The sequence below is a fragment of the Coprococcus sp. BIOML-A2 genome (genome assembly GCF_009875795.1).
Taxonomy (GTDB): Bacteria; Bacillota; Clostridia; order Lachnospirales; family Lachnospiraceae; genus Coprococcus; species Coprococcus aceti.
Genome location: NZ_WWSI01000002.1, coordinates 16,681 through 37,931, shown reverse-complemented (window position 1 = coordinate 37,931; position 21,251 = coordinate 16,681). Strand labels below are relative to the sequence as shown.

Genomic DNA, 21,251 nt, shown 5'->3' with positions numbered 1-21,251 from the left:
TTGTATTACTCTCCCTTGCCGATCGACAGGAATCCACTCTCATTAGCCTTCAGCAGGAATGCAAGACCGATGTTCTTCTTGCCCTCCTCTGTCGCCTTGTAGATCTCACCTGTCTCAACAAGAGACTTGGCTATTGCAACTACGACATCCTTGAACTGCATCATCTGACGCCTGTCCTTGGAACTCAGTTTGAATATGTACTGGTTCTTGGAGCTTATCAGAAGGATGCTGAATGTATGTACGTTATCCTTTGAAGCCCTTATTGCAGATCCGATCATTCTTGAGTTTGCAATGATCACATCCGCATTCTCATCAGGCAGATACTCTGAAACTATCAGCTTGTAGATCTTCAGGTAATCCTGCTCTGCCGTAGCATTGACAGGCATCTCGGCAACTGCAAACTCAACGACTGAATCAGCCATCTTGATAGTACCGCCGTCATCGTTGATGACTGAGTTACACTCCTTTGGAACACAGAGTCTGAAGAACTTGTTCTCCACAACCTTCTGTCCCTTGGCCGGCTCTCTGAGTATGAGGTCTACATAGTTCATCTCCAGCTTGTTCATGGCAACTATCGCTGACTCATCACCGGTCTCAGCAAGATCGATAAGAGCGTCATACAGGCTCCATATCTGCTGGGTAGTTGTAGGCACAAGTCCGATAAGTTTCTCTATAGCCGGAACATATCCCATACTTGCATTCTCTATGTACAACTTGATGGCCTCGTCGTTTGCCAGGCCCTTCTCAACCTTGTAATTGATGACCTTGAACAGGTTCTCCTTATCCCAGTCATCGAAGTTCGCATTGAACGCCTTCTCGAAATACTTGATACTCTTGATTTCGCCCCTGTAGTTATCCTGCTTCTCCTGTACCTGATAGATTCTTCCGAGCTCATATCCGGCACGGGCGCTTCCAAGACCAAGTGCCTCAAGATAAGCCTTCTCAATCTCATATGGTGTTGCAATGTAGAAAATCTGTCTCTGCTTCATCATGGCTATCTTGATAGCCGCTGACTCGCTTCCGGCCTCCACTGCACGCTCCCACTTCTCAACGGCTGTCTGAAGATCCTCTCCCTTGAGATCCTCAAGATCCTTGATATAGCCCTCAGCCTCCTGAATACCGTTCTCTCTGGCCTTCTTGAAGTAAGACAGTGCCTTGCCTCCGTCTCTCTTAGTTCTGAGCAGACCGTAATAATATATTCTTCCAAGATAGAATGCAACTCTCTTGTGTCCAAGACGCTCTGCATTCTCATACCAGTTAACTGCCTTCACATAATCCTTGAGCTGCTGGTCGTATACGATTCCAAGAAGGAATGCAAGCTCAGGATCCTTAGTCGCCTCAAACAACTGCTTTGCATAGCTTATAGTCTTCTCAACATCCCTGTACGGGCTGTCCTCATCGTAGTACAGCTCTATCAGAAGGTAACTTGCCTTTATGCTTCCAAGCTTAAGAGCCTGCTTTGCGGCTCTCATGGCACCCTCATAATCCTCAAGGTAGTAGCAGTATATAGCCTCGTTATAATACTGCATATCCTTTCTGTTGGCACTGTGGTCACTGGCCAGTGTAGGATCTACAAACGCAAATGAGTTGGCTGTCTCAAATATGATCTCCTCGTACTGCTCTATGATCTCCATAGTAGCACATACGAATCTCATACATGCCAGTCTACGTCCATGATAGAAGGCAAATGACACGATTCCCTTCTCCATGTCCTTGTGATAGTAAGTCGTACATATTCCATCTGCATACTCTGTGACATACGCCTTGAGCTGCAGCTCTTCGTCAAACGCATCGTTACAGTATCTCAGGTAGTTCTCAAGAGTCATCTTTGAATCCTTTGGCACACTGTCATAATATACATACATTGCAAAATCCTTATATGTAAGACTTGGTGCGTAATACTCCTCGCCTGTCGACTCGTTGATCGTCTTCACCCAGCCCTTTGGAAGCTTGTGGATGAATCCCTCAACCTGATCATGTACATATGTGTACTGATACTGAAGTCTTGAAGCCTCGATAACCTTGTAACGCGGCTCCTTTCCCTTTGCCTTTCTGGCCTCTGCTATATCCGTGTACAGCTTGTCCTTCTCCTCGAACTCAAGGCTGTCACCATGGGTACTCATGTACTCAACTCTCTCGTATGAAGCCTTTGCCTTGGCATCACCGGTATCAGCAAGCTTCTTGTACCACATCATGGCCTTGTCCAGATCGATAGGCACGACATAATCACTCTTGTTGCCGTACTCATCCACTCTGTTAAGTCCGCTCTCGTATATTGAGCCGAGGCTCATATACGCTGCCTTTATACCGTAATCTGTGGCTGCAAGCTCATAATACTTGATTGCCTTTGAGAAGTTCTGAACCTCCAGAAGCATCTTGGCAAGCTTGAATATAACATCGCCGTCATGGTTCTGATTCACATACTTCTCGTAATACTTGGTAGATTTATTCAGATCCACATCCACAACTGCGTTGCGATACTTTCCCTTCTCATAAAACTCTGCAAGTGCAAGAAGAGCATCATCCCCATATGACTTATACTGCGCATCCATTATTCCTATGTCTGCAACCTGTTCAAGTATGTTTACTGATTCCTCAGCATCTCCGTTGTCCATAAGGTTCATGGCCTTGTTGAACTGGAGCTCCACATTGTTGACAGGTTCCTTCTTTTTGGAAAATCTGGATACGAATGGTATCTTCTTTAATAATCCGTCAAAAAATCCCATATCCTGTTCCTCCGACAAATGTCCATTGATAAATTTATTTTACCACATACACATCCGAGGTGCAATAAATCATCCAAATTACTTATTGTTTTTTGTCAGATATTCTGAAAGTGCATTGACTGCTGCCTCTTCGTCAGCACCGTCTGCAACTATAGTGAGCTCACTGCCATTCTCGAAGTTCATGCTCATCATACCCATAATGCTCTTAGCATTGATTCTCTTATCTCCGGTAACAAGGTGAACCTTGCTGTCATACTGACTTGCAATCTGTACAAGAACTGCAACAGGTCTTTCCTCTGCCTCTCCCATCATTGATACAACAACTGTCTTTTCGATCATTACATCCTCCTTGGGCTCATCAACAGCCCCGCATTTCTTCTGCGATTTCACTTATTTTTCTTAATCTATGATTAACCCCCGACTTACCGATCGGCGGCGTCATCATCTCACCAAGCTCCTTAAGGGAAGCATCCTCATTCTCCAGTCTGGCAAGCGCCAGCTCCTGAAGGTTATCGGGCAGATATCCTATGCCCTTTGTCTCTATTATGTAATTAATGTCATTCATCTGCTTTACAGCAGCGCTCACGGTCTTGTTGAGGTTTGCGGCCTCACAGTTGACCCTGCGGTTGATATTGTTACGGATATCCTTCCTGATCCTTATGTTCTCCATATTCATCAGGGATATGTGTGCCCCCATTATTCCCAGCATATCAACTATCATCTCTCCATCCTTCAGATAGACGACGTAGTATTTCTTCCGCTGTATTATGCGGGCTTCCACACCAAATCCGTTTATTATCTCCTGTATGAACTGTGCCCTTCCCTCGTTCTCGCACACCACCTCCATGTGGTATCCCTTGTTCGGATCACTGATTGATCCCGAGGTCATGAACACTCCTTTTATATATGCTCTTCTGCAGCAATCCTGCTGAACATCCATCCTGCTGACCTTCATGAGCTGACACTGTATCAGTCCTTCACACTCATGTTCGTTTTCTATCTTCAAGGTCATCAGTATCGTATTGACAATCTCTGGAGAATTGATCTCCATCCTGTATACTCTGCTGTCAGCTCCGGTCCTTCTTACACTTGAGTCCGGAATATATCTGAACAGCCTCTTTATCAGGGAAGCTATCTCCTTTGCGATAACACTTCTCTCTGTAACTATCACCAGCCCGGCCGGTCTGCCGGCCCAATATCTCACATATGCCACCATTGAGATCATCGCAGCCAGCTCAGCTATCTGACAATGCCTCGCTCCCGGGACATTCCCTGCCAGCTCCATCTTAACGTCTGAAGAAAATGACATATTCCACCTGCTATACTATCTGTTATTACATGCTACAACTTCTTGACTATTGAATCCTTCAAAATATCCCTGTGAACTATCCTCACTGTATACTTTGACTTCTGCAAACGGGCATAGACAGCATTGGCTATCGTGACGGATCTGTGTTTTCCGCCTGTGCAGCCGATGGAAATGACCAACTGATTTTTGCCTTCCTTGATATAATTCGGTATCAAAAATGTTATCAGATCTATAAACTTTTCCAGATACTCAGGGCCCTCCTTGCAGTTCATAACATAGTCCTGTATCTCTTTGTCGTTTCCCGTTTTCTCCCTGAGTTCAAGGTCATAGTACGGATTAGGCAGAAATCTCACATCCTGAACTATATCAGAATCCCTCGGTATTCCATACTTAAAGCCAAATGACATGACCGTAATTATGAAATTCGAATACTCCTCATTCTGCACAAATATCTTGTCAAGCTCCGCCTTAAACTCTCTCACAAGGAGGTTGGTAGTATCGATTATATAATCAGCCTCCTCCTTGAGGAAGCCAATAAGCTCACGCTCCTTGTTTATTCCATCTATTATTCGCCCACCCTTGACCGAAAGAGGATGGTTTCTTCTAGTCTCTTTATAACGCTTTACCAGAGTTGCATTGGAACACTCAATGAACAGGATCTCATAATTCATACCCTCTCTTCTGATATCCGCCAGGCACGAATTGAGCTGTGACAAAGCCCTTCCACTTCTGATATCAACACTGATAGCAACATCATCCACCTGGATCTGCTCATCATAAGCGATCTCGGCAAATCTTTTTATAAGCTGGATAGGCAGATTATCAACACAGAAAAATCCGGCATCCTCAAGCGTCTTAAGCGCCGTTGCCTTTCCTGCTCCACTCATTCCTGTCACAATAACAAATCTCATGCTCTGTTCTCCCTGTCTCACTAAATGCTAGAAATCGCCAAGCATCTTCACCTCAGGCTCCAGCATCACGCCAAACTGATCCATAACCTTCTTCTGTACATCACGGATCAGACCTGTCACATCAGCAGCGGTTGCACCGCCCCTGTTCACAACAAATCCGCAGTGCTTCTCGGACACCTGTGCTCCTCCCACAGAATATCCCCTGAGTCCTGCATCCATTATAAGTTTACCCGCAAAATATCCCTCAGGTCTCTTGAATGTAGAGCCCGCCGACGGATACTCAAGCGGCTGCTTTGTTCTTCTGGAATCCGACAATTCCTTCATTCTGTCATCTATATCCTGCTGCACACCTGCTGCCAGCTTCATGGTAACCTCAAGAACTATGAGCCCCTCAGCCTCCACAGCACTGTGTCTGTACGAAAAATCCAGTTCATCCGACGACATATCATATATATGTCCATCGGCATCCATCACCTTGACACTGGTGACAACGTCCTTCATCTCACCACCATAAGCTCCCGCATTCATATACACCGCACCGCCTATAGTACCGGGAATCCCGGAAGCAAACTCAAGACCGGTCAGCGAATTATCCCTTGCCAGTCTGCTGACTCTCACCAGCTTTGCCCCGGCCTGGGCTGTTATCACATCACCGTCAACTGTTATCCCATTCATATTGTCCATTATATTGATTATCATGCCCCTGTAGCCAGCATCCGACACAAGCAGATTACTGCCATTACCAAGAACAAAATACGGTATCTCACATTTCCGACAAAGTTCTATAAGCCCCGCAACCTGATCTGCATCAGAAGGACTCGCAAAATAGTCGGCAGGACCGCCCACCCTGAAGGTAGTGTGTGCGCTCATCACCTCATCTGCGCTTGCATTCTTCTCTCCGGTTATCTCTCGAATACTGTTCAATATTTCTAAATCTGACATGTCAACCTCATACAATCTGTCTTCTATATTTTATTCACATGTGCATGTATTTTAAAACAAAAGTAAAAGCACCCTCTGTCACAGAGAACTGCTTTTTTCTTAACATACACAATAAAAGTCTTTAATATATTGAATTTTACGGCACTATTCATCACCATTAAATTCATCATACATTAAAGACTTTTATAATTCAATATTAAAATTTAATATAAATTTACCATCTTTCGCAAAACCTTTGGATATTTTCACAAATTCTACTGGTAAATTTTACCGAAATTACATTCAGGTCAATTACCTTCCAAGTATGCTGCATGCACTTCCATAAATACCTGCATCATTGCCAAGCTGTGCAAGTGCGAACTTTGTCTGTCTGCATGCATGGAATGCATAATGCTCGAAATACTTCTTTACTGAATCTGTAAGTATGGAGCCCGCCTTTGACACGCCTCCACCGATTACAAATATCTCAGGATCAACTACACATGCTATCTGTGCAAGCGCACGACCCAAGATACGTGCCTGTGTATCAACTATCTCAAGTGCAAGCTCGTCTCCTGCCTTTGCTGCGTCAAATACATCCTTTGCAGTAACAGCCTCGAGCTCACGGAGAGTTGACTTCTTATCTGAAGCTGCCATAGCTCTGCCCGCAAGTCTTACCACGCCTGTTGCAGATGTGTACTGCTCCAGACATCCCTTGTTTCCGCATCCACATGTCTCAGTCTCTGAATCGTCAACACATATATGTCCGATCTCACCGCCGGCACCATTCACGCCGAACAGCATCTTGCCGTTGAGTATGATTCCGCCGCCAACACCTGTTCCAAGTGTTACCATTACCAGATTGCTGTGGCCCTTGCCACCGCCCTGCCACATCTCTCCGAGCGCAGCGACATTTGCGTCATTTCCAGCCTTTACAGGATATCCGATCAGCTTCTCCAGCTCGTCCTCAACATTCAGTATTCCCCATCCGAGGTTTACACACTTGAGAACCGTTCCATCCTCCTTGACAGGTCCCGGAACTCCGATTCCAACGCCCTCAACATCTTCCTTTGCAAGCTTCTTGCTTTCAATAACTTCCTTTATAGAATCAGCAATGTCCGGAAGAACATTCTTTCCACCGTCCTCTGTGCGGGTCTTGATCTCCCACTTGTCGAGCAGTTCGCCCTCAACGGTAAAAAGTCCCATCTTTACTGTAGTTCCTCCAACATCAACTCCAAATACATACTTAGCCATGTTTTTTCTCCTTCCACATTCTCCGCTTTTTATTGTAATATCACGGCCGGCAGTCATTTACTGCTTGTCACCACCGCCGTTGCCCTTCATAATATTCTGTGTAACTCTGTTATAAAGCTCCTGAGCTGCATTGTATCCCATCTTCTTCTGTCTGTGGTTTACAGCCGCCGACTCAACTATGATCGCGATATTTCTTCCCGGTCTGATAGGTATATTGTGACTTACCACCTTATTTCCCAAGAACTCCATATAATTGTCCTCAAGTCCGAGTCTGTCGTATTCTGTATCTTTGCTCCACTCCTCCAGGTTGATGACAAGATCGATATTCTGATCTATCTTAACGCACTCAACACCAAACAGTGATTTCACATCTATTATTCCAATTCCTCTGAGCTCAATAAAATGCCTTGTTATGTCAGGAGCTCTTCCTACAAGAGTTGCATCGCTGACCTTCTTGATCTCAACCACGTCGTCCGCAACAAGTCTGTGTCCTCTCTTCAGAAGCTCCAGCGCCGCCTCCGACTTACCGATTCCACTCTCACCCATGATCAGTACGCCCTCGCCGTATACATCGACAAGAACCGCATGCACCGATATTCTTGGAGCCAGCTCCACATGCAGCCATCTGTCCACCTCATGTACAAATGCAGATGTGACCGCATCGGACGTGAGTACTGGAACCCCATGCTTCTTTGCCATCTCTATGATAAATGGATATGGCTCAAGGCCTCGGCAGAATATAAGGCATGGCGGCTTGTATGAGAAGAACTCATCCATGATGCGCTTGTTCTCCTCCTCAGTATGCATAGCTGCCACATAGGCATGCTCAACATTACCACAAATCTGTATTCTTCCTGCATCAAAGTGCTCGAAGAATCCACCAAACTGTACTGCCGGTCTGTTCATACCCGGATCCTGGATAAGTATCTTATCCGTATCGATCTCCGGAGTATGGTTCTTGAGATCCATCTTCTCTATAAGCTGTGTAACCGTAACACTGTAAACCATATAAACCCTCTGCAACACCGAAACCGATGTTTTTCCTTTCCTAATATAGTCAATATGACTTATTTTATCGCAATTAATTATACTTATGTACGCTCTCTGTTGTCAAGCAGACATGCACAATTACACAGCCAAATATGCAACTCATTTGTGGTCTATTTATTCAGGAATCTCGCCTCATCCTGAACCATGCTGACCTCGCTTCCATCCCTCGCATCTATCAGTACAAGCTGTATCGGGTAAGTGTCGGAATGATCCGAATCCAACTGTGCAAATGAGTACACAGGTATAGCCTCATACTCGCCGTCCCCTGTCTTTATCCTGAAATATGTGAGTCTCACATCGTTGAACTCCACTGAATTATATCCGGTATAATCCGCAAAGTGGCTCTCCATGACTCCCTTGAGGCTTGTCACCGCAGAATCCCAGGTGATCAGTGTCCCTGCATCCTGAATATCCCCCGCGGACTTCATCGGCCAAGTACATGTAAATCCCGTAAGTTTCTCTCCTGTAAATGCGATACTGTATGTGGACTGCTCCGTATAGTAGTATTTCTCTGCAGAAAACGAACCACTGTCCTCCGCATTCTTCTGGTTTGAGATGGTGTCTATGCCAAATGCATCCGGCTGATAGAGCGGCTGTCCATTCACGGACGCCTGAAATGTCACAGAGTATCCATCCTTCTCATATCCTACAACCTCTCCATACTCATCACTATATTGGCGGTAAAGCTCCGACTGTGATGTAGGGACCACATCATTAAAGCCCCATTTGTCCATGTAGTCCAGCGCTTTTACCATTCCGGCATCCTCATCCATGCCACTCATATTGGATTCATCAGTCTGAACGTCCGACGGATTCCCTTCATTTGCCGTTATCAGTTCCGCGGGATCCCATGAGGTATACTCCGTGAATGTCGCACCCTTGTCCGCCATATCTTCAGGAACAGGGTCCGTCACCGCAAGCTGGATAGAAAATCCCTCATCTGATATCCACGACAGATCATAAAAATACAGTATGTATTCAACTCCATCTATCTTCCCAATAAAATAATCCTTGCTGTAATCCACATCGGCACCCCTATGAGCGAACAGTTCATCTCTCTGCTCCTGTGTCACACTGTCCTTCATATCATATGGATACTCGAAAACTCCATCCTCCTCGTCAAATATGCTTTTGAGTATCGTCTCCCTGTCTTCAGCTCCTATGCTGCCCATGGTGAACTTCTTCGTATACATCTTATCGGCATCCGGAGTCTTGATCTCCGACGCTTTGATGCTTGCAGACTCCAAAGTTCCGCAATTTTCAACAGGTATATCAACACTTACGCTGGTCGGAATGCTGAGTGTTCTGGCAAGTCCACCCACACTGTCATCATAATCTGCATCCTTCTCGGTGTCCCCGGACGTGTCCGTTCCGCTGCTGTATTCCTTGATATCATCGCCCTCTATGACCGCCGTGTTTGCTTCCTTTTTCTTATCCGCGCAGCCACCGCACGCCATCGCAAGGCAAACCAAAGCTGCACATATCATCCATCTTCTTTTCCTCATATTTACTCTCCTTCACCAAGATATATTGTCATATACTCATAATAACCTGCCATTGAACTGCTCGGACTTACCTGCATGTAACAATCCTCAAGCTCACTCTCGTCAACAAGGAAATACACCGTCAGCAAATGTTCTTCGCCATCCCTCTTCAGGCAGCAGTAGCCATCCACGCTCTTTTCAGTAATCTCTGTGCCGTCATCTACTACATACGCAGGTACTCCATATGTCATCCGTCTTTCATAACTCGCACGAGGCTCGCCATCTCCGCAATAATAATTCGTGTCAACCGGTGGCGCCAGCTTGTCCCCCGAGAGTTTTTCTCCCCTCTCAAGATCTATAACTATATCGTCATACGGATATGCTCTGTAGTCCGCTTTATATGTGATATCCACCGCAACCATCCGCAAGCTGCTGTTATTATAATCTCCCCAGCTTGTAAAGCTGTTATCTGTCGCTTCGTTCATCCTCCGACATCTGACATCCACAAAGTTTCCGTCCGTATCCACCAGCCCTTTCTCCTTGAGATCTCCCACAACATAGAGCATATCCGCAGGATCTATTCCCCGGGTGTCATCGTATACGTTCACACTGTTTACCGTCATCTCTACGCCATCCACAACAAACGACTCGTCCAATCCTATAAATGTGTACTTGTCATCCACCTGGATCGTATCAACATTATCCGGATTGTCATCATAAAATGTTGAGTCAACTCCGACCCAGTTAGATGGATCATCGCCCTCAGCATCCTTGACATTTATTCCGGTCACGATCTTGTCCAGTTCCTCATCCGTTATATCGCAGCCGATATACACAGTCAGAATAACGGACTCTTCTTTTATCGGAACGTACAGCACTCTATCAAATCCCCAATCAACTCCTCCCCTCTCAAACAACAGGTACTCATAACTTCCCGCCTGTCTGACTGTGGCATCCTCGATGCTTCGGTTTATCACAGTATTCGACTGTCCATTCCACTGGGTTGCCGCTATGGATATTCCCATATATCCTTTCCTGTCCGGGCTGTCATACTTACATTCCTCGACCTGAACCACGCCTTCCGGCAGATAATCAAGAGTGATCTCCACGTATCTTTTGCCAGAATTTATCATGTATGAATTACCATCTCTTCCTTTCATTATGCTCTGTGTTCCATTTTCTTCCTCCTCCGCCATTCTCTTTTTCATCGCGTCCAGAGTCTCCGTGCTCTCGGTGTCATCTGCAGCTGTGGCAACACCATCGTCATTGAGCTCTATCGTTCCACTTGCATAACCACCATTCTTCTCGATCGTAAATCTATACACGCTGACCGCAGCATGGATCGATACCGGTATAAGGATCACACCACACAGCAGCAGTGCTGCAACCTTGATAATTCTCTCCATTCCTCCATGTCTTTTCCCGAGGCCTGTCGGTCTGCCGGACTCCTCCATATCTCTCATTCCGGCGAGCAGACTTTCCTTTTTAGCTTTGTATTCTGCCGAAAATTCATGTTCAGACAGCTTGTCCATATTATCCGTATTGTCCGTGTTATCAACATTCTCCATATTCCTATTCTCCATCCAGCATCATCTCCTTCATCAGCAGTTTTCGCGCTCTCTTTACCGCCCGCTCATATTTCTTCCGGACCGCAGCCTCTGTCAGCCGCATCAGATCAGCTGTCTCTCTTACACTGAGCTGCCGCACTATCCTTAGCTGGAGCACTAGGGCATCATCATCAGATAATCTTCCAAGTATGCCTGTTATCAACTGTCTGTTCTCCACCTCATCAGCCATATTGCTCTTCACCGATGGATCGGCATGACTCCACAGGATGTTGTCTGCAAGTTCCGTGGAATCGTCATCCCCCTGCAGACTGCACACAGCCTCTTTATCTCTTTTATTTTTCCTGTACATATCAACAGCGATATTTCTTGCAGTCTTGGTTATGTACGCCGACCTCTTCTCCTCCGGCATCCTTTTTATCATATTCCTGTATCTTATGACTTTCAGAAATGTCTCCTGTACAGCCTCCTCCGCCTGCCATATATCTCCCAATACGGCATACGACAGCCTGTATAACTTCTGTTCGTACTTGTCATAATATTCTGCTATCAATTCGCTGTCTTTCTTATCATTATGCATAATTTCCCTATCCTTTTTCATGTGTTCCCCGCCATGAACACCCCTTGATATTCTGTCTTTTTTGAACGTTCACTATATATAACGATTACATTATCATAAATGTGACACTTTTTCATAAAAAAAGAGGTTAAAGATTTCTCTTTAACCTCTTTTATGGGAAATATCACTATCTTCAGGCTTTATGCCTGTTCCGAATCCAAGTCTTCTTTATTCCCTGTATCCTCTTTATCCTTTTCTTCAGCTTCAGCCTCGGCTTCTAACAGTTTCGCAGCAGCTTCAGCCTCCTCCTTTGCCTTCTTCGCCTCTTCCTCGGCTTTTCGGGCGGTTTCCTCCAGTTTCTTCTCGTTGAGTCTGAATATCTTCCTCATCGTCGTACTGGTTCCGTATGCAATCGCACCAAATATGAATAAAACCCACAGATACCATATATTAACAAATATCATAGGGTATCTCACGCATATAAATATAGGTGCAAACCATGCGATAAATACTTTTAACCATGAGCCCTTATATGTGATAGCCAAAGCCAGTGAGTTTCTCACCGTGGTTCCCAGCTTATTGTTGTATCTGGCTATCAACGGGAACAAAAACGGAACAATAAGTCCCATAAATATAAGTTCTGTCACAAGAATTCCTGTGTAGAATGTAGATATGAATCCCGTCACTCTCTTGACAAGCAGGAATTCAAAATACATTACAAATATCGCAAGCAGAATAAAGAAATACGCTATGGTCGACTGTTTAAAGTTTCTCTTAAACTCATGGATAAATCCGGCGACAACCGTCTCTTCCTCATCCTCCTGCAGTCTTATACACATAGCATAAAGAGCTGACAGCGATGCTCCCACTGTAAATATAGGTATACAGCCAACTACAAAGCACACATTAAGTGCAAATATAGTTCCAAACGCATCCATTGCCCGTCTCAGAAGTGGTTCTTTCTCTTTTCCCCTGTCATTCTCTCTGCTCTCTTCCCTGTTGTTTGATATCTCGCTCATTCAAAATGTCCTCTTCGCTTATTGTTTCGTAAAAAAAAATAATATAATGCGGGTATCGATCGACCCAAGAGTCATCGATACCTACATTATATTTAATTGATTACAATATATATTACTCCTTTACACCACCAAGTGCAACACCTGCAATAATATATTTAGAAAGGAAGAAGTACATTACGAGGATTGGAATAACAGTTGTGAAAAGTCCACAATAGATCTGACCCCAATCTCTTGACTTATCATTTGCCTTTAACGCCTGAACGTACATTGGCATTGTCTGCTTCTTTCTCTCTGTAGCAAGTATGATAGAAGGTGTATACAGGTTATTCCATGATGCAACGAATCCGAAGATTGCCTGAGTTGCCATAGCTGGCTTCAGAAGAGGAAGTACGATCGAGTTGAACGTATGAATTTCTCCTGATCCATCAATTCTGGCAGCCTCTACGATCTCTACTGAGAGGCCAGTCTCCATGTACTGCTTCATAAAGTAAACAGTTGTTGGTGCTGCGATCGCTGGAATGATCATTGCAAGATATGAACCATAAATATGTGTGAGGTTACATATCTTGATGAAACCTACGATAGATACCTGCTGAGGAATCATCATGATAGCATATATGAAGCCCCATGCAAAATTCTTTGCCTTGAAATTGTAAACTGTAACTGCGTAAGCTGTCAGAGAACCGAAGTAGATCTGAAGAGCTGTTGCAGGTACTGTGATAATTAACGAATTGAGCATAGCCTGAAGTACGTTTACTCCACTCGTCTTCGCACCACCCTCTAAAAGTCCCTTGAAGTTAGTGATGAACTGTGATCCAGGAACAAGCTTTATTCCTGTAAGAATATCACTGGACTTAAGTGTTGAGTTAATTAACAAAATATAAAACGGTATGATTGACAGGAAACAAAGTATGATACAGATGACATATCTTAAAACCCTCGTTCCCGTTGCTTTTGATTCTGTCTGATCCAACTTTGTTCACCTACTTTCCTTGTTTTTCTGTTTTCTCTGATGTCAGCTTGTAGAACAGTAAGCTTATAATCAATGTGAATGCGAAAAGCATTACTGAGTAAGCTGCAGCTTTACCATAATCCTGTGTAGGACCTGCACTTACGTACTTCTTGATAAGCATAACTACTGTTGTTGTAGAATTGACATCTGATCCACCTACTCTTACAACCGGGTTACCTTCGTTGAAGAGCTGTGGAATATCGTACATCTGCAGACCACCGATAGCTGATGTTACAAGTGTGTACTGTAAGATCGGCTTGAGCAGTGGAAGTGTTATCTTAAAGAACTGCTGCTTTGATGTAGCACCATCAACACTGGCTGCCTCGTAAAGTGATGGATTGATACCGAGAATACCTGCACAAAGGACGATCATTGTATTACCATACCACATCCAGAACTGGATAAAAGCAATGATTATAAGTGATGCCCAGCCATGATTCAGGATACCACCCTCATCACACCATCCCCAACTTCTGAACAGGCTCGTGATAGGTCCCTGAACCTCGAACATACCGTAGAAGAGAACGGCGATTGTAGCTGCTGTAATGATGTTAGGCATGTACATGATTACCTTGAATACACCCTGACCCTTTATCTTAACCTTGATGTCTGTGAACCAGGCAGCAAGAACAAGTGCGAGAAGGATCTGAGGTACGAAGTTTACCAACCACAGAACAACTGTTATAGCAAGTGCCTGCCAGAACTCACTTCCGGTCTTTGCAAACACATAATTGGTAAAGTTACCGAGTCCTACGCTTGTTGTCACATATCTACCATTCTTAGCTGAGTAGATAAATGAGTTGTAGAACGTATAGATAAGTGGATACAGCTGAAAGATAAGGAAAACAAGGAAGAACGGAATGAGGAACATCAAACCATACTTGCCATATTCAACTGTCTTGTTCTTTTTCATAGTGTGATACGCCCCCTTAAAATATTGGTCTATAGTACACACGCACCAGCAACTTTCATTACTGATGCGTGCATTTTGTTACTTTATAGTTTTATCCTTTATTTTAGGGATAGATTACTTTGAGATACCAAGCTCTGAAGCACACTTGTCCTCGATGTACTTAACAGCATCATCAACTGATGTGTATGTACCTGAGTTGTAAGCTGTAGCTGCCTCATCGATGAATGCCTTGATTGAAGCATCCTGGTATGTTGTGTTGCTGAGGTTGATTCCCTCTGCTGATGCTGCCCATACCTCGATTGGGTTCTGTCCGCCAAGGAATTTCTGAGCTGCATTTTCGCTTGAAAGCTCACCATTGATAAGTCTCTCGTTAGCTGCCTTGTTGTTTACACAGTCACCTGTCTTGTTTGTGATATCAACACCAACATCTGGATCACATGTTAACTCGTAAAGAAGGAATGCACAAAGCTCTGGGTTTGGTGTATCCTTACCGACCATTACGTATGTACCGCCCCAGTGGTATGATGTAGGGCCTGTAACAGCTCCCCAGTTACCATCTACAGCGCCGTTACCCTGCATTGAACCTATGAACCAAGGACATCCGAAGTAGCAGAATACCTTTGAATCATTTGCCATATCAGCAGCCCATGATGAATCCCAAAGGGCTGTGTTGTTTGAATATCCACCATCATAGATCTTCTTACCTGTCTCAAGGTACTCTGTAACTGCACCGTCAAGTGTAAGCTTCTCTGATGAACCGTCATCTGTTACCCAAGGCTGTGACTGAGTATCCCAGATAGCGTACTTAACATCTGAAGGACCAGATACGATCTTGTATCCAGCATCCTTTAACTTGTCTGCTGTCTCGAAGAACTTGTCCCAATCAGCAAGAGCTGCCTGAACTGTCTCAGGATCATCTGATCCAAGAACTTCCTTAGCAATGTCTCTTCTGTAGAATACAGAACCTGCTGTAGCCTGCCATGTAACAGCCTTAAGCTCGCCGTTGTATGTGCCATACTGCTTAGCGAAGTCATATGAGTTAGCCATAACATCATCTGTGAAACCAAGATCTGTAAGGTTAGCTGTCTTTGTGTCATCCTCTGACCAGTACTTAGCTACATCGTTATCAGCAGGGATAAGTGAAGGATACTTATCTCCACTTGTAAGAGCTGTATCAATAGCTGTCTTGTACTCATCTGTTGTTCCACCAACACCAAGTGTTACGAACTCAACATAGTCCTTGTACTCTGGGAACTTGTCAAGAACGACGTTCATCTTCTTTGAGAAATCCTCATCCCATGAGTAAGCGTAGATCTTCTTGCTGTCATCCCAGCCATCTGTGCTAGGTGCTGCAATTGCTCCTGTTGCTGAAGCATCTGCCTCTGTTGCCTCTGTAGCATCATCTGATGCTGCCTCTGTTGTAGCATCATCTGATGCTGCCTCTGTTGTAGCATCATCATTTCCGCCACATGCAACGAGTGATAATCCCATTGCCATAGCTAATGAAAGTGCTAACGCCTTTTTGATTTTTCTCACAAAAAAACCCTCCTTTTAAATATGTGTGCTATTCCAATGCTATGCTCTAAAATCACCTTATCGAGCATATCCGGAATGCCGTGTCATGCTTTTTCATGACCTCTGTTGTGATTTTATTGACAACGTCCTTGTCAACATAGGCTTATTATAGGGCATATTATCTAATTTGGCAACCCCTTTTTTGAGTTTTTTTATCTTTTTTGCACATTCGCCTTTTTTTAAGCTAAAAAAATAACTAATTAAACTTTATCTATAAGGCGTGTATTTTATCATTTTTGTCAAATAGCCTATTTTTCGTACATTCCATGCGCCTTTCCGGCTAATATGGCAACTGTACTTTATATATAGAAAACAGCTTATTTACAAGGTTTTCTTTTAGTCATTATGTATAGTGCATGCAAAACCGATCTGTTTTATTGTGCAATTTTAAATTTTAGACTTTTTTCACTATTGGAGGGGTTCTGTTCTCCTCTTCTATATGTTAGTATACTATTATTAAATATATTTGACGCGGAAGACCGGACGCCCTCCGGCTCTTTTCGTGCAGAGGAGTTTTGAATGAGCAAAAAAGATAATACACAGGAAGAGGTGCTGGAAAGCACACAGAAGGATGCCCCGGATGACATTTTGATCCAGCCAAGGGGTGTCAAGCGTGAGGTGGCCGACGGTTTCTCAGATCCTAGATCTGCAGCGCCCAAAGCGGACCTTGCGACCGAAAACAGTCTTGAGCTTCACGCCATGACGAGATCAGAGCGCCGCAGATACAGACGGGCACAAAAAAAGGCTGAGACAGCGGACATGACACGCTCACAGCGTTTTCATTATTTTATAGACTGCAACAAATGGAAGATCATAGGAATACTGATGATCGTAGTGTCACTGGCCTGGATCTCACTGGCGGTATATTCCAATACCCGGCCGACGGTATTTGCATATGCGGTGGTCAACAGTCCTGATCCATGGAGCGTGGACACATCCGTTATAGACGACTATAAGAGCTACTATAATTATAAGGACTCGGACAAGATCAAATATATGCAGAACCTGCATTACGATCCGACTACATTTGACGCTGACTACGATGCAAATGGAACGGAATACTCTTCCTTCCCGCTGCTGTGCGAGGACAATGTATATGATGTGCTGATATCCGACAAGGCCGGAGTTGAGTGCTGCAGTTGGATAAATCTGATACATCCGCTTGATACATATGATGGCACTCTCAAAACTCTCTTCGAGGGAGAGCTCAAGGATCGTGTAGTAACGGCGCAGGATTCCGCAAATCACACTTCCGCATACGCAATAAACATCAGCGGAACGGATTTTGCCAACCGCATGAACCTGGGATACAACGATGTGTATCTCTCATTCCCGGGCAACAGCGAGGAGAATGTTGACCACATTATCAAGCTGTTGAATTACATTTTTGATCTTGGTATAGAATAAGAAAAAATGGCTGTGACATATTGTTGTGTCACAGCCATTTTTTCTGTCATGATCTGTATTCAGGTGATCATATATCAATATATCAGTCCTCTGAATCCATGTTCATGACCTGTCTCTTTCTGGCAAGCTCGTCATTTGCAAGATACTCATCGTATGTTGTCTGCTTGTCTATGAGACCTGTATTTGTAATCTCTATGATTCTGTTTGCAGTTGTCTGTACAAACTGGTGATCCTGTGAGGAGAACAGTACTACACCAGGGAACTTGATAAGTCCGTTATTGAGTGCCGTGATGGACTCCATATCGAGGTGGTTTGTAGGCTCATCGAGAATCAGGGTGTTTGAACCCATGATCATCAGCTTGGACAGAAGACATCTTACCTTCTCTCCTCCAGATAGGACCTTGACCTTCTTAACTCCATCCTCACCTGCAAAGAGCATTCTTCCGAGGAAGCCTCTTACATATGTGGCATCCTTCTCGTCTGAATACTGTGTCAGCCAGTCAACTATCACGAGGTCGTTGTCGAACTCCTTGGTGTTGTCCTTAGGGAAATATCCCTGTGAGGTAGTAACTCCCCACTTATAGCTTCCCTCGTCCGGTTCCTCCTCGCCTGCAAGTATCTTGAAGAGCATGGTGGTTGACTTGGTGTTCGGTCCGACAAATGCTATCTTGTCGTCATGACCAACCGTGAACGAGATATCATCCAGAAGCTTTTCTCCGTCAACCGTCTTGGAGATATGTGATACGGTAAGCACCTCGTTACCGATGTCTCTCTTTGGTCTGAAATCAATGTATGGATATTTTCTGCTTGATGGCTTGATGTCATCCAGCTCGATCTTCTCAAGGGCACGCTTACGGGATGTAGCCTGCTTGGACTTGGAAGCATTTGCCGAGAATCTCTGAATGAACTCCTGGAGCTCTTTGATCTTCTCTTCCTTCTTCTTGTTGGCTTCCTTCATCTGCTTGATCATAAGCTGACTTGACTCGTACCAGAAGTCATAGTTACCTGCGTAAAGCTGGATCTTGCTGTAATCTATATCTGCTATATGGGTACATACCTTGTTCAGGAAATATCTGTCATGCGATACAACGATAACCGTGTTCTCAAAGTTGATGAGAAATTCCTCAAGCCATGCGATGGCATCCATATCAAGGTGGTTTGTAGGCTCATCCAGAAGAAGTACATCCGGATTGCCAAAAAGGGCCTGGGCAAGAAGCACCTTGACCTTGAGTCCACCATCCAGATCCTTCATCAGGCTGTAGTGATACTCTGTGCCTACTCCAAGTCCGTTCAGGAGTGTGGAAGCATCTGACTCTGCCTCCCAGCCGTTCATCTCAGCAAATTCAGCCTCAAGCTCTGCAGCCTTGACTCCATCCTCGTCTGAGAAGTCCTCCTTCATATATATAGCATCTTTTTCCTTCATTATCTCATACAGACGCTTGTTACCCATGATTACTGTGTCAAGCACCTGGTACTCATCGTATTTGTAGTGATCCTGCTGGAGAACTGAAAGTCTCTCTCCATCATTCATTGTCACATCACCCTTTGACGGCTCTATCTCTCCTGACAGGATCTTCAGGAAAGTTGACTTGCCGGCACCATTTGCACCGATCAGTCCATAACAGTTACCCTCTGTAAATTTGATATTTACATCCTCAAATAAAGCCTTCTTACCAAATCTCAATGTTATGTTATTCGCACTAATCATCGACGTATATACCTTTCACTATTTACTCTGTCTGCACACGCAGACGTCTCCATTTTCAGTGATTAAGTATATCAATACATGTCAGATGTGTCAACTTTACTTTATGTACAGAGCGGCGCTTTTCCTGCCCCGCTCCACTCTTCCATTCTGATATCCTTTACCAGAATTTTCTGGCTGCCAGCTAGAGATTCTTGACTATAGGATCATACAGATCAAGCTCACAGTACTCTGTGTCTGTAAAATGATCGCAGTTAAGACAACTCTTACCCGTCACATCGTTTGAAAGGCCCTTACAAGAACACTTCTTCTCATACGCACTGCATCTCTCTGCAACTTCTTTGTAGGTTTCTGTTGAACTTCTCATGATGTTCTCTCCTTTTTGCTATGCATTTTTCTGCTGCCTTATTATTGTGTGTCTTTTTCTGCTTTTTATTCCACATTTCATTCTTCGCTGATTCTTTGCCACATCAAGGTACGGATTCTTGACAATATGCTATATATTAAGTACAATCAGAATTAAAAATTTTTTAAATGATTGGAGATGAAATCTTGGACGCAGGTTCCATAATAAACATTATCATTCTGGTGGTGCTGATCGCACTGTCCGCATTCTTTTCTTCAGCTGAAACAGCACTCACAACGGTGAGTAAATTCTCGCTCAGGTCTCTTGCAGACAACGGCAACAAGCGGGCCTCACGGGTTCTCAAGGTCACAGAGAATTCAGGCAAGCTGATAAGCACTATTCTTATAGGAAATAACATTGTCAACATATCAGCATCTTCTCTCACGACCACATTCGTAACAAAGGCATTTGGAAGCTCTGCTGTCGGTATTGCAACCGGAGCCCTGACACTGATCGTTCTCCTCTTCGGAGAAATCACACCAAAGACCCTGGCTCAGCGTTATAACCTGAAGATATCGCTGTTATACATTGACATAATCCAGTTCCTTATGATAGTGCTCACACCTGTGATATTCATAGTGAATAAGATCGCTGATTTTATATTCTGGATCATAAGGCTCGACAAGGACGGCGGGAACCAGAAGATGACCGAGGATGAACTCATAAGCATGGTGAACGTCAGTGAGGAGGAAGGCGTCATCGAGGACAAAGAGAAGGAAATGATAACCAATGTGGTGGACTTCGGAGATTCCATTGCAAGGGATGTCATGATCCCAAGAGCAGATATGACCATCGCCTCTGTTGATATGGCTTATGATGATCTGCTGAAGCTCTACATGGAAGTACCGTATACGAGAATTCCTGTATATGAGGACTCCAGAGATAACGTGATCGGTATCCTTCATGTTAAGGATCTCTTCTTCTACAAGGCAACCCATGATATCAATAATTTCAGCGTTCGTAACATCATGAGAAAGCCACTGTATGTATATGAATATCAGAAGACCAATGATCTTCTGCACTCCATGAAGTCGGATTCCAATACCATGGCCATAGTGCTCGATGAGTACGGAATCTGCATAGGACTTATTACCATTGAGGATCTCATTGAGGAAATCATCGGAGACATCAAGGATGAGTACGACACGGAGGAACACAACAACATCATCAAGGTCGACGACACCCACTACAACGTCGATGGCTCCATCAAGCTGGATGATCTGAATGATGCACTGAATCTAAAGATAGAATCAGAGGACTACGACTCCCTCGGCGGTTACATAACCGAGCTGCTGGATCACATTCCAGCCAAGGGCGAGTCCGTCACCGACATCTCATGCATCTACAAGGTACTTGAGATGGACAAAAAGCGAGTCGCCAGAGTGCTTATCACGCTGGCTCCGCAGGAGCCAGGCGACGCCGATGGCGAGTAAGT

18 protein-coding genes are annotated in these 21,251 nt (G+C 44.4%); 2 read left to right on the top strand and 16 right to left on the bottom strand.

Going from position 1 to position 21,251, the window contains the following annotated elements; genetic code table 11:
- Positions 1-5: 5 nt before the first annotated feature.
- The 14 genes from GT575_RS04175 to GT575_RS04110 all read right to left on the bottom strand — a co-directional run bounded on the left by GT575_RS04175 (position 6) and on the right by GT575_RS04110 (position 16,259).
- Positions 6-2,726: a tetratricopeptide repeat protein gene (locus GT575_RS04175; RefSeq protein WP_022216602.1), complete on the bottom strand. Its 2,721-nt coding sequence runs from the start codon at positions 2,724-2,726 to the stop codon at positions 6-8.
- Positions 2,727-2,804: 78 nt separating this feature from the next.
- Positions 2,805-3,065 carry an HPr family phosphocarrier protein gene (locus GT575_RS04170; protein WP_015533286.1) on the bottom strand — a complete coding sequence of 87 codons (261 nt, stop codon included), beginning with the start codon at positions 3,063-3,065 and terminating at the stop codon, positions 2,805-2,807.
- A 19-nt stretch (positions 3,066-3,084) separates the two neighbouring features.
- Entirely contained in the window at positions 3,085-4,035 is a 951-nt protein-coding gene (gene whiA, locus GT575_RS04165; protein WP_015533287.1) for a DNA-binding protein WhiA, read from the bottom strand.
- A 32-nt stretch (positions 4,036-4,067) separates the two neighbouring features.
- Positions 4,068-4,946 carry an RNase adapter RapZ gene (gene rapZ, locus GT575_RS04160; protein ID WP_015533288.1) on the bottom strand — a complete coding sequence of 293 codons (879 nt, stop codon included), beginning with the start codon at positions 4,944-4,946 and terminating at the stop codon, positions 4,068-4,070.
- Positions 4,947-4,973: 27 nt separating this feature from the next.
- A complete protein-coding gene (gene murB, locus GT575_RS04155) occupies positions 4,974-5,888 on the bottom strand; it encodes a UDP-N-acetylmuramate dehydrogenase (RefSeq protein WP_161171552.1) in 915 nt (304 codons plus the stop codon).
- Between the two features lie 291 nt (positions 5,889-6,179).
- Positions 6,180-7,121: an ROK family glucokinase gene (locus GT575_RS04150; protein WP_055223838.1), complete on the bottom strand. Its 942-nt coding sequence runs from the start codon at positions 7,119-7,121 to the stop codon at positions 6,180-6,182.
- A 57-nt stretch (positions 7,122-7,178) separates the two neighbouring features.
- A complete protein-coding gene (gene hprK, locus GT575_RS04145; protein WP_015533291.1) occupies positions 7,179-8,129 on the bottom strand; it encodes an HPr(Ser) kinase/phosphatase in 951 nt (316 codons plus the stop codon).
- A 152-nt stretch (positions 8,130-8,281) separates the two neighbouring features.
- A complete protein-coding gene (locus tag GT575_RS04140) occupies positions 8,282-9,676 on the bottom strand; it encodes a hypothetical protein (RefSeq protein WP_015533292.1) in 1,395 nt (464 codons plus the stop codon).
- Between the two features lie 2 nt (positions 9,677-9,678).
- On the bottom strand, positions 9,679-11,238 hold the full coding sequence (locus GT575_RS04135; RefSeq protein ID WP_161171551.1) for a hypothetical protein: 1,560 nt from the start codon (positions 11,236-11,238) through the stop codon (positions 9,679-9,681).
- Positions 11,228-11,800, bottom strand: a complete 573-nt coding sequence (locus GT575_RS04130; protein WP_022216606.1) for an RNA polymerase sigma factor — start codon at positions 11,798-11,800, stop codon at positions 11,228-11,230. The genes GT575_RS04135 and GT575_RS04130 overlap by 11 nt, the downstream gene beginning before the upstream one ends.
- A gap of 179 nt (positions 11,801-11,979) precedes the next feature.
- Positions 11,980-12,798 carry a YesL family protein gene (locus GT575_RS04125; protein WP_015533295.1) on the bottom strand — a complete coding sequence of 273 codons (819 nt, stop codon included), beginning with the start codon at positions 12,796-12,798 and terminating at the stop codon, positions 11,980-11,982.
- A gap of 112 nt (positions 12,799-12,910) precedes the next feature.
- Entirely contained in the window at positions 12,911-13,771 is an 861-nt protein-coding gene (locus GT575_RS04120; protein WP_022216607.1) for a carbohydrate ABC transporter permease, read from the bottom strand.
- A gap of 10 nt (positions 13,772-13,781) precedes the next feature.
- Positions 13,782-14,723, bottom strand: coding sequence for a carbohydrate ABC transporter permease (locus GT575_RS04115; RefSeq protein WP_015533296.1), 942 nt, complete (start codon positions 14,721-14,723; stop codon positions 13,782-13,784).
- A gap of 114 nt (positions 14,724-14,837) precedes the next feature.
- Positions 14,838-16,259, bottom strand: a complete 1,422-nt coding sequence (locus GT575_RS04110) for an ABC transporter substrate-binding protein (protein ID WP_161171550.1) — start codon at positions 16,257-16,259, stop codon at positions 14,838-14,840.
- A gap of 558 nt (positions 16,260-16,817) precedes the next feature.
- Here GT575_RS04110 and GT575_RS04105 point away from each other — a divergent pair.
- Positions 16,818-17,705, top strand: coding sequence for a hypothetical protein (locus tag GT575_RS04105; RefSeq protein WP_022216609.1), 888 nt, complete (start codon positions 16,818-16,820; stop codon positions 17,703-17,705).
- Between the two features lie 82 nt (positions 17,706-17,787).
- On the opposite strand, the gene GT575_RS04100 is transcribed toward GT575_RS04105, so the two are convergent.
- On the bottom strand, positions 17,788-19,413 hold the full coding sequence (locus tag GT575_RS04100) for an ABC-F family ATP-binding cassette domain-containing protein (protein ID WP_161171549.1): 1,626 nt from the start codon (positions 19,411-19,413) through the stop codon (positions 17,788-17,790).
- 181 nt (positions 19,414-19,594) lie between these two features.
- Positions 19,595-19,777 (bottom strand): hypothetical protein, encoded by a 183-nt coding sequence (locus GT575_RS04095; RefSeq protein ID WP_015533298.1) that lies wholly within the window; start codon positions 19,775-19,777, stop codon positions 19,595-19,597.
- 185 nt (positions 19,778-19,962) lie between these two features.
- Here GT575_RS04095 and GT575_RS04090 point away from each other — a divergent pair, with 185 nt between their 5' ends.
- Complete coding sequence (locus GT575_RS04090; protein ID WP_055143832.1) at positions 19,963-21,249, top strand: HlyC/CorC family transporter; 1,287 nt, start codon at positions 19,963-19,965, stop codon at positions 21,247-21,249.
- The last annotated feature ends 2 nt before the right edge of the window (positions 21,250-21,251 follow it).

Coding starts and splice junctions, on each gene's coding strand:
- GT575_RS04175 (WP_022216602.1), bottom strand. CDS start 2,726: ATGGGATTTTTTGACGGATTATTAAAGAAGATACCATTCGTATCCAGA.
- GT575_RS04170 (WP_015533286.1), bottom strand. CDS start 3,065: ATGATCGAAAAGACAGTTGTTGTATCAATGATGGGAGAGGCAGAGGAA.
- GT575_RS04115 (WP_015533296.1), bottom strand. CDS start 14,723: ATGAAAAAGAACAAGACAGTTGAATATGGCAAGTATGGTTTGATGTTC.
- GT575_RS04105 (WP_022216609.1), top strand. CDS start 16,818: ATGAGCAAAAAAGATAATACACAGGAAGAGGTGCTGGAAAGCACACAG.
- GT575_RS04140 (WP_015533292.1), bottom strand. CDS start 9,676: ATGAGGAAAAGAAGATGGATGATATGTGCAGCTTTGGTTTGCCTTGCG.
- whiA (WP_015533287.1), bottom strand. CDS start 4,035: ATGTCATTTTCTTCAGACGTTAAGATGGAGCTGGCAGGGAATGTCCCG.
- GT575_RS04100 (WP_161171549.1), bottom strand. CDS start 19,413: ATGATTAGTGCGAATAACATAACATTGAGATTTGGTAAGAAGGCTTTA.
- GT575_RS04135 (WP_161171551.1), bottom strand. CDS start 11,238: ATGGAGAATAGGAATATGGAGAATGTTGATAACACGGACAATACGGAT.
- rapZ (WP_015533288.1), bottom strand. CDS start 4,946: ATGAGATTTGTTATTGTGACAGGAATGAGTGGAGCAGGAAAGGCAACG.
- GT575_RS04095 (WP_015533298.1), bottom strand. CDS start 19,777: ATGAGAAGTTCAACAGAAACCTACAAAGAAGTTGCAGAGAGATGCAGT.
- hprK (WP_015533291.1), bottom strand. CDS start 8,129: ATGGTTTACAGTGTTACGGTTACACAGCTTATAGAGAAGATGGATCTC.
- GT575_RS04150 (WP_055223838.1), bottom strand. CDS start 7,121: ATGGCTAAGTATGTATTTGGAGTTGATGTTGGAGGAACTACAGTAAAG.
- GT575_RS04130 (WP_022216606.1), bottom strand. CDS start 11,800: ATGCATAATGATAAGAAAGACAGCGAATTGATAGCAGAATATTATGAC.
- murB (WP_161171552.1), bottom strand. CDS start 5,888: ATGTCAGATTTAGAAATATTGAACAGTATTCGAGAGATAACCGGAGAG.
- GT575_RS04125 (WP_015533295.1), bottom strand. CDS start 12,798: ATGAGCGAGATATCAAACAACAGGGAAGAGAGCAGAGAGAATGACAGG.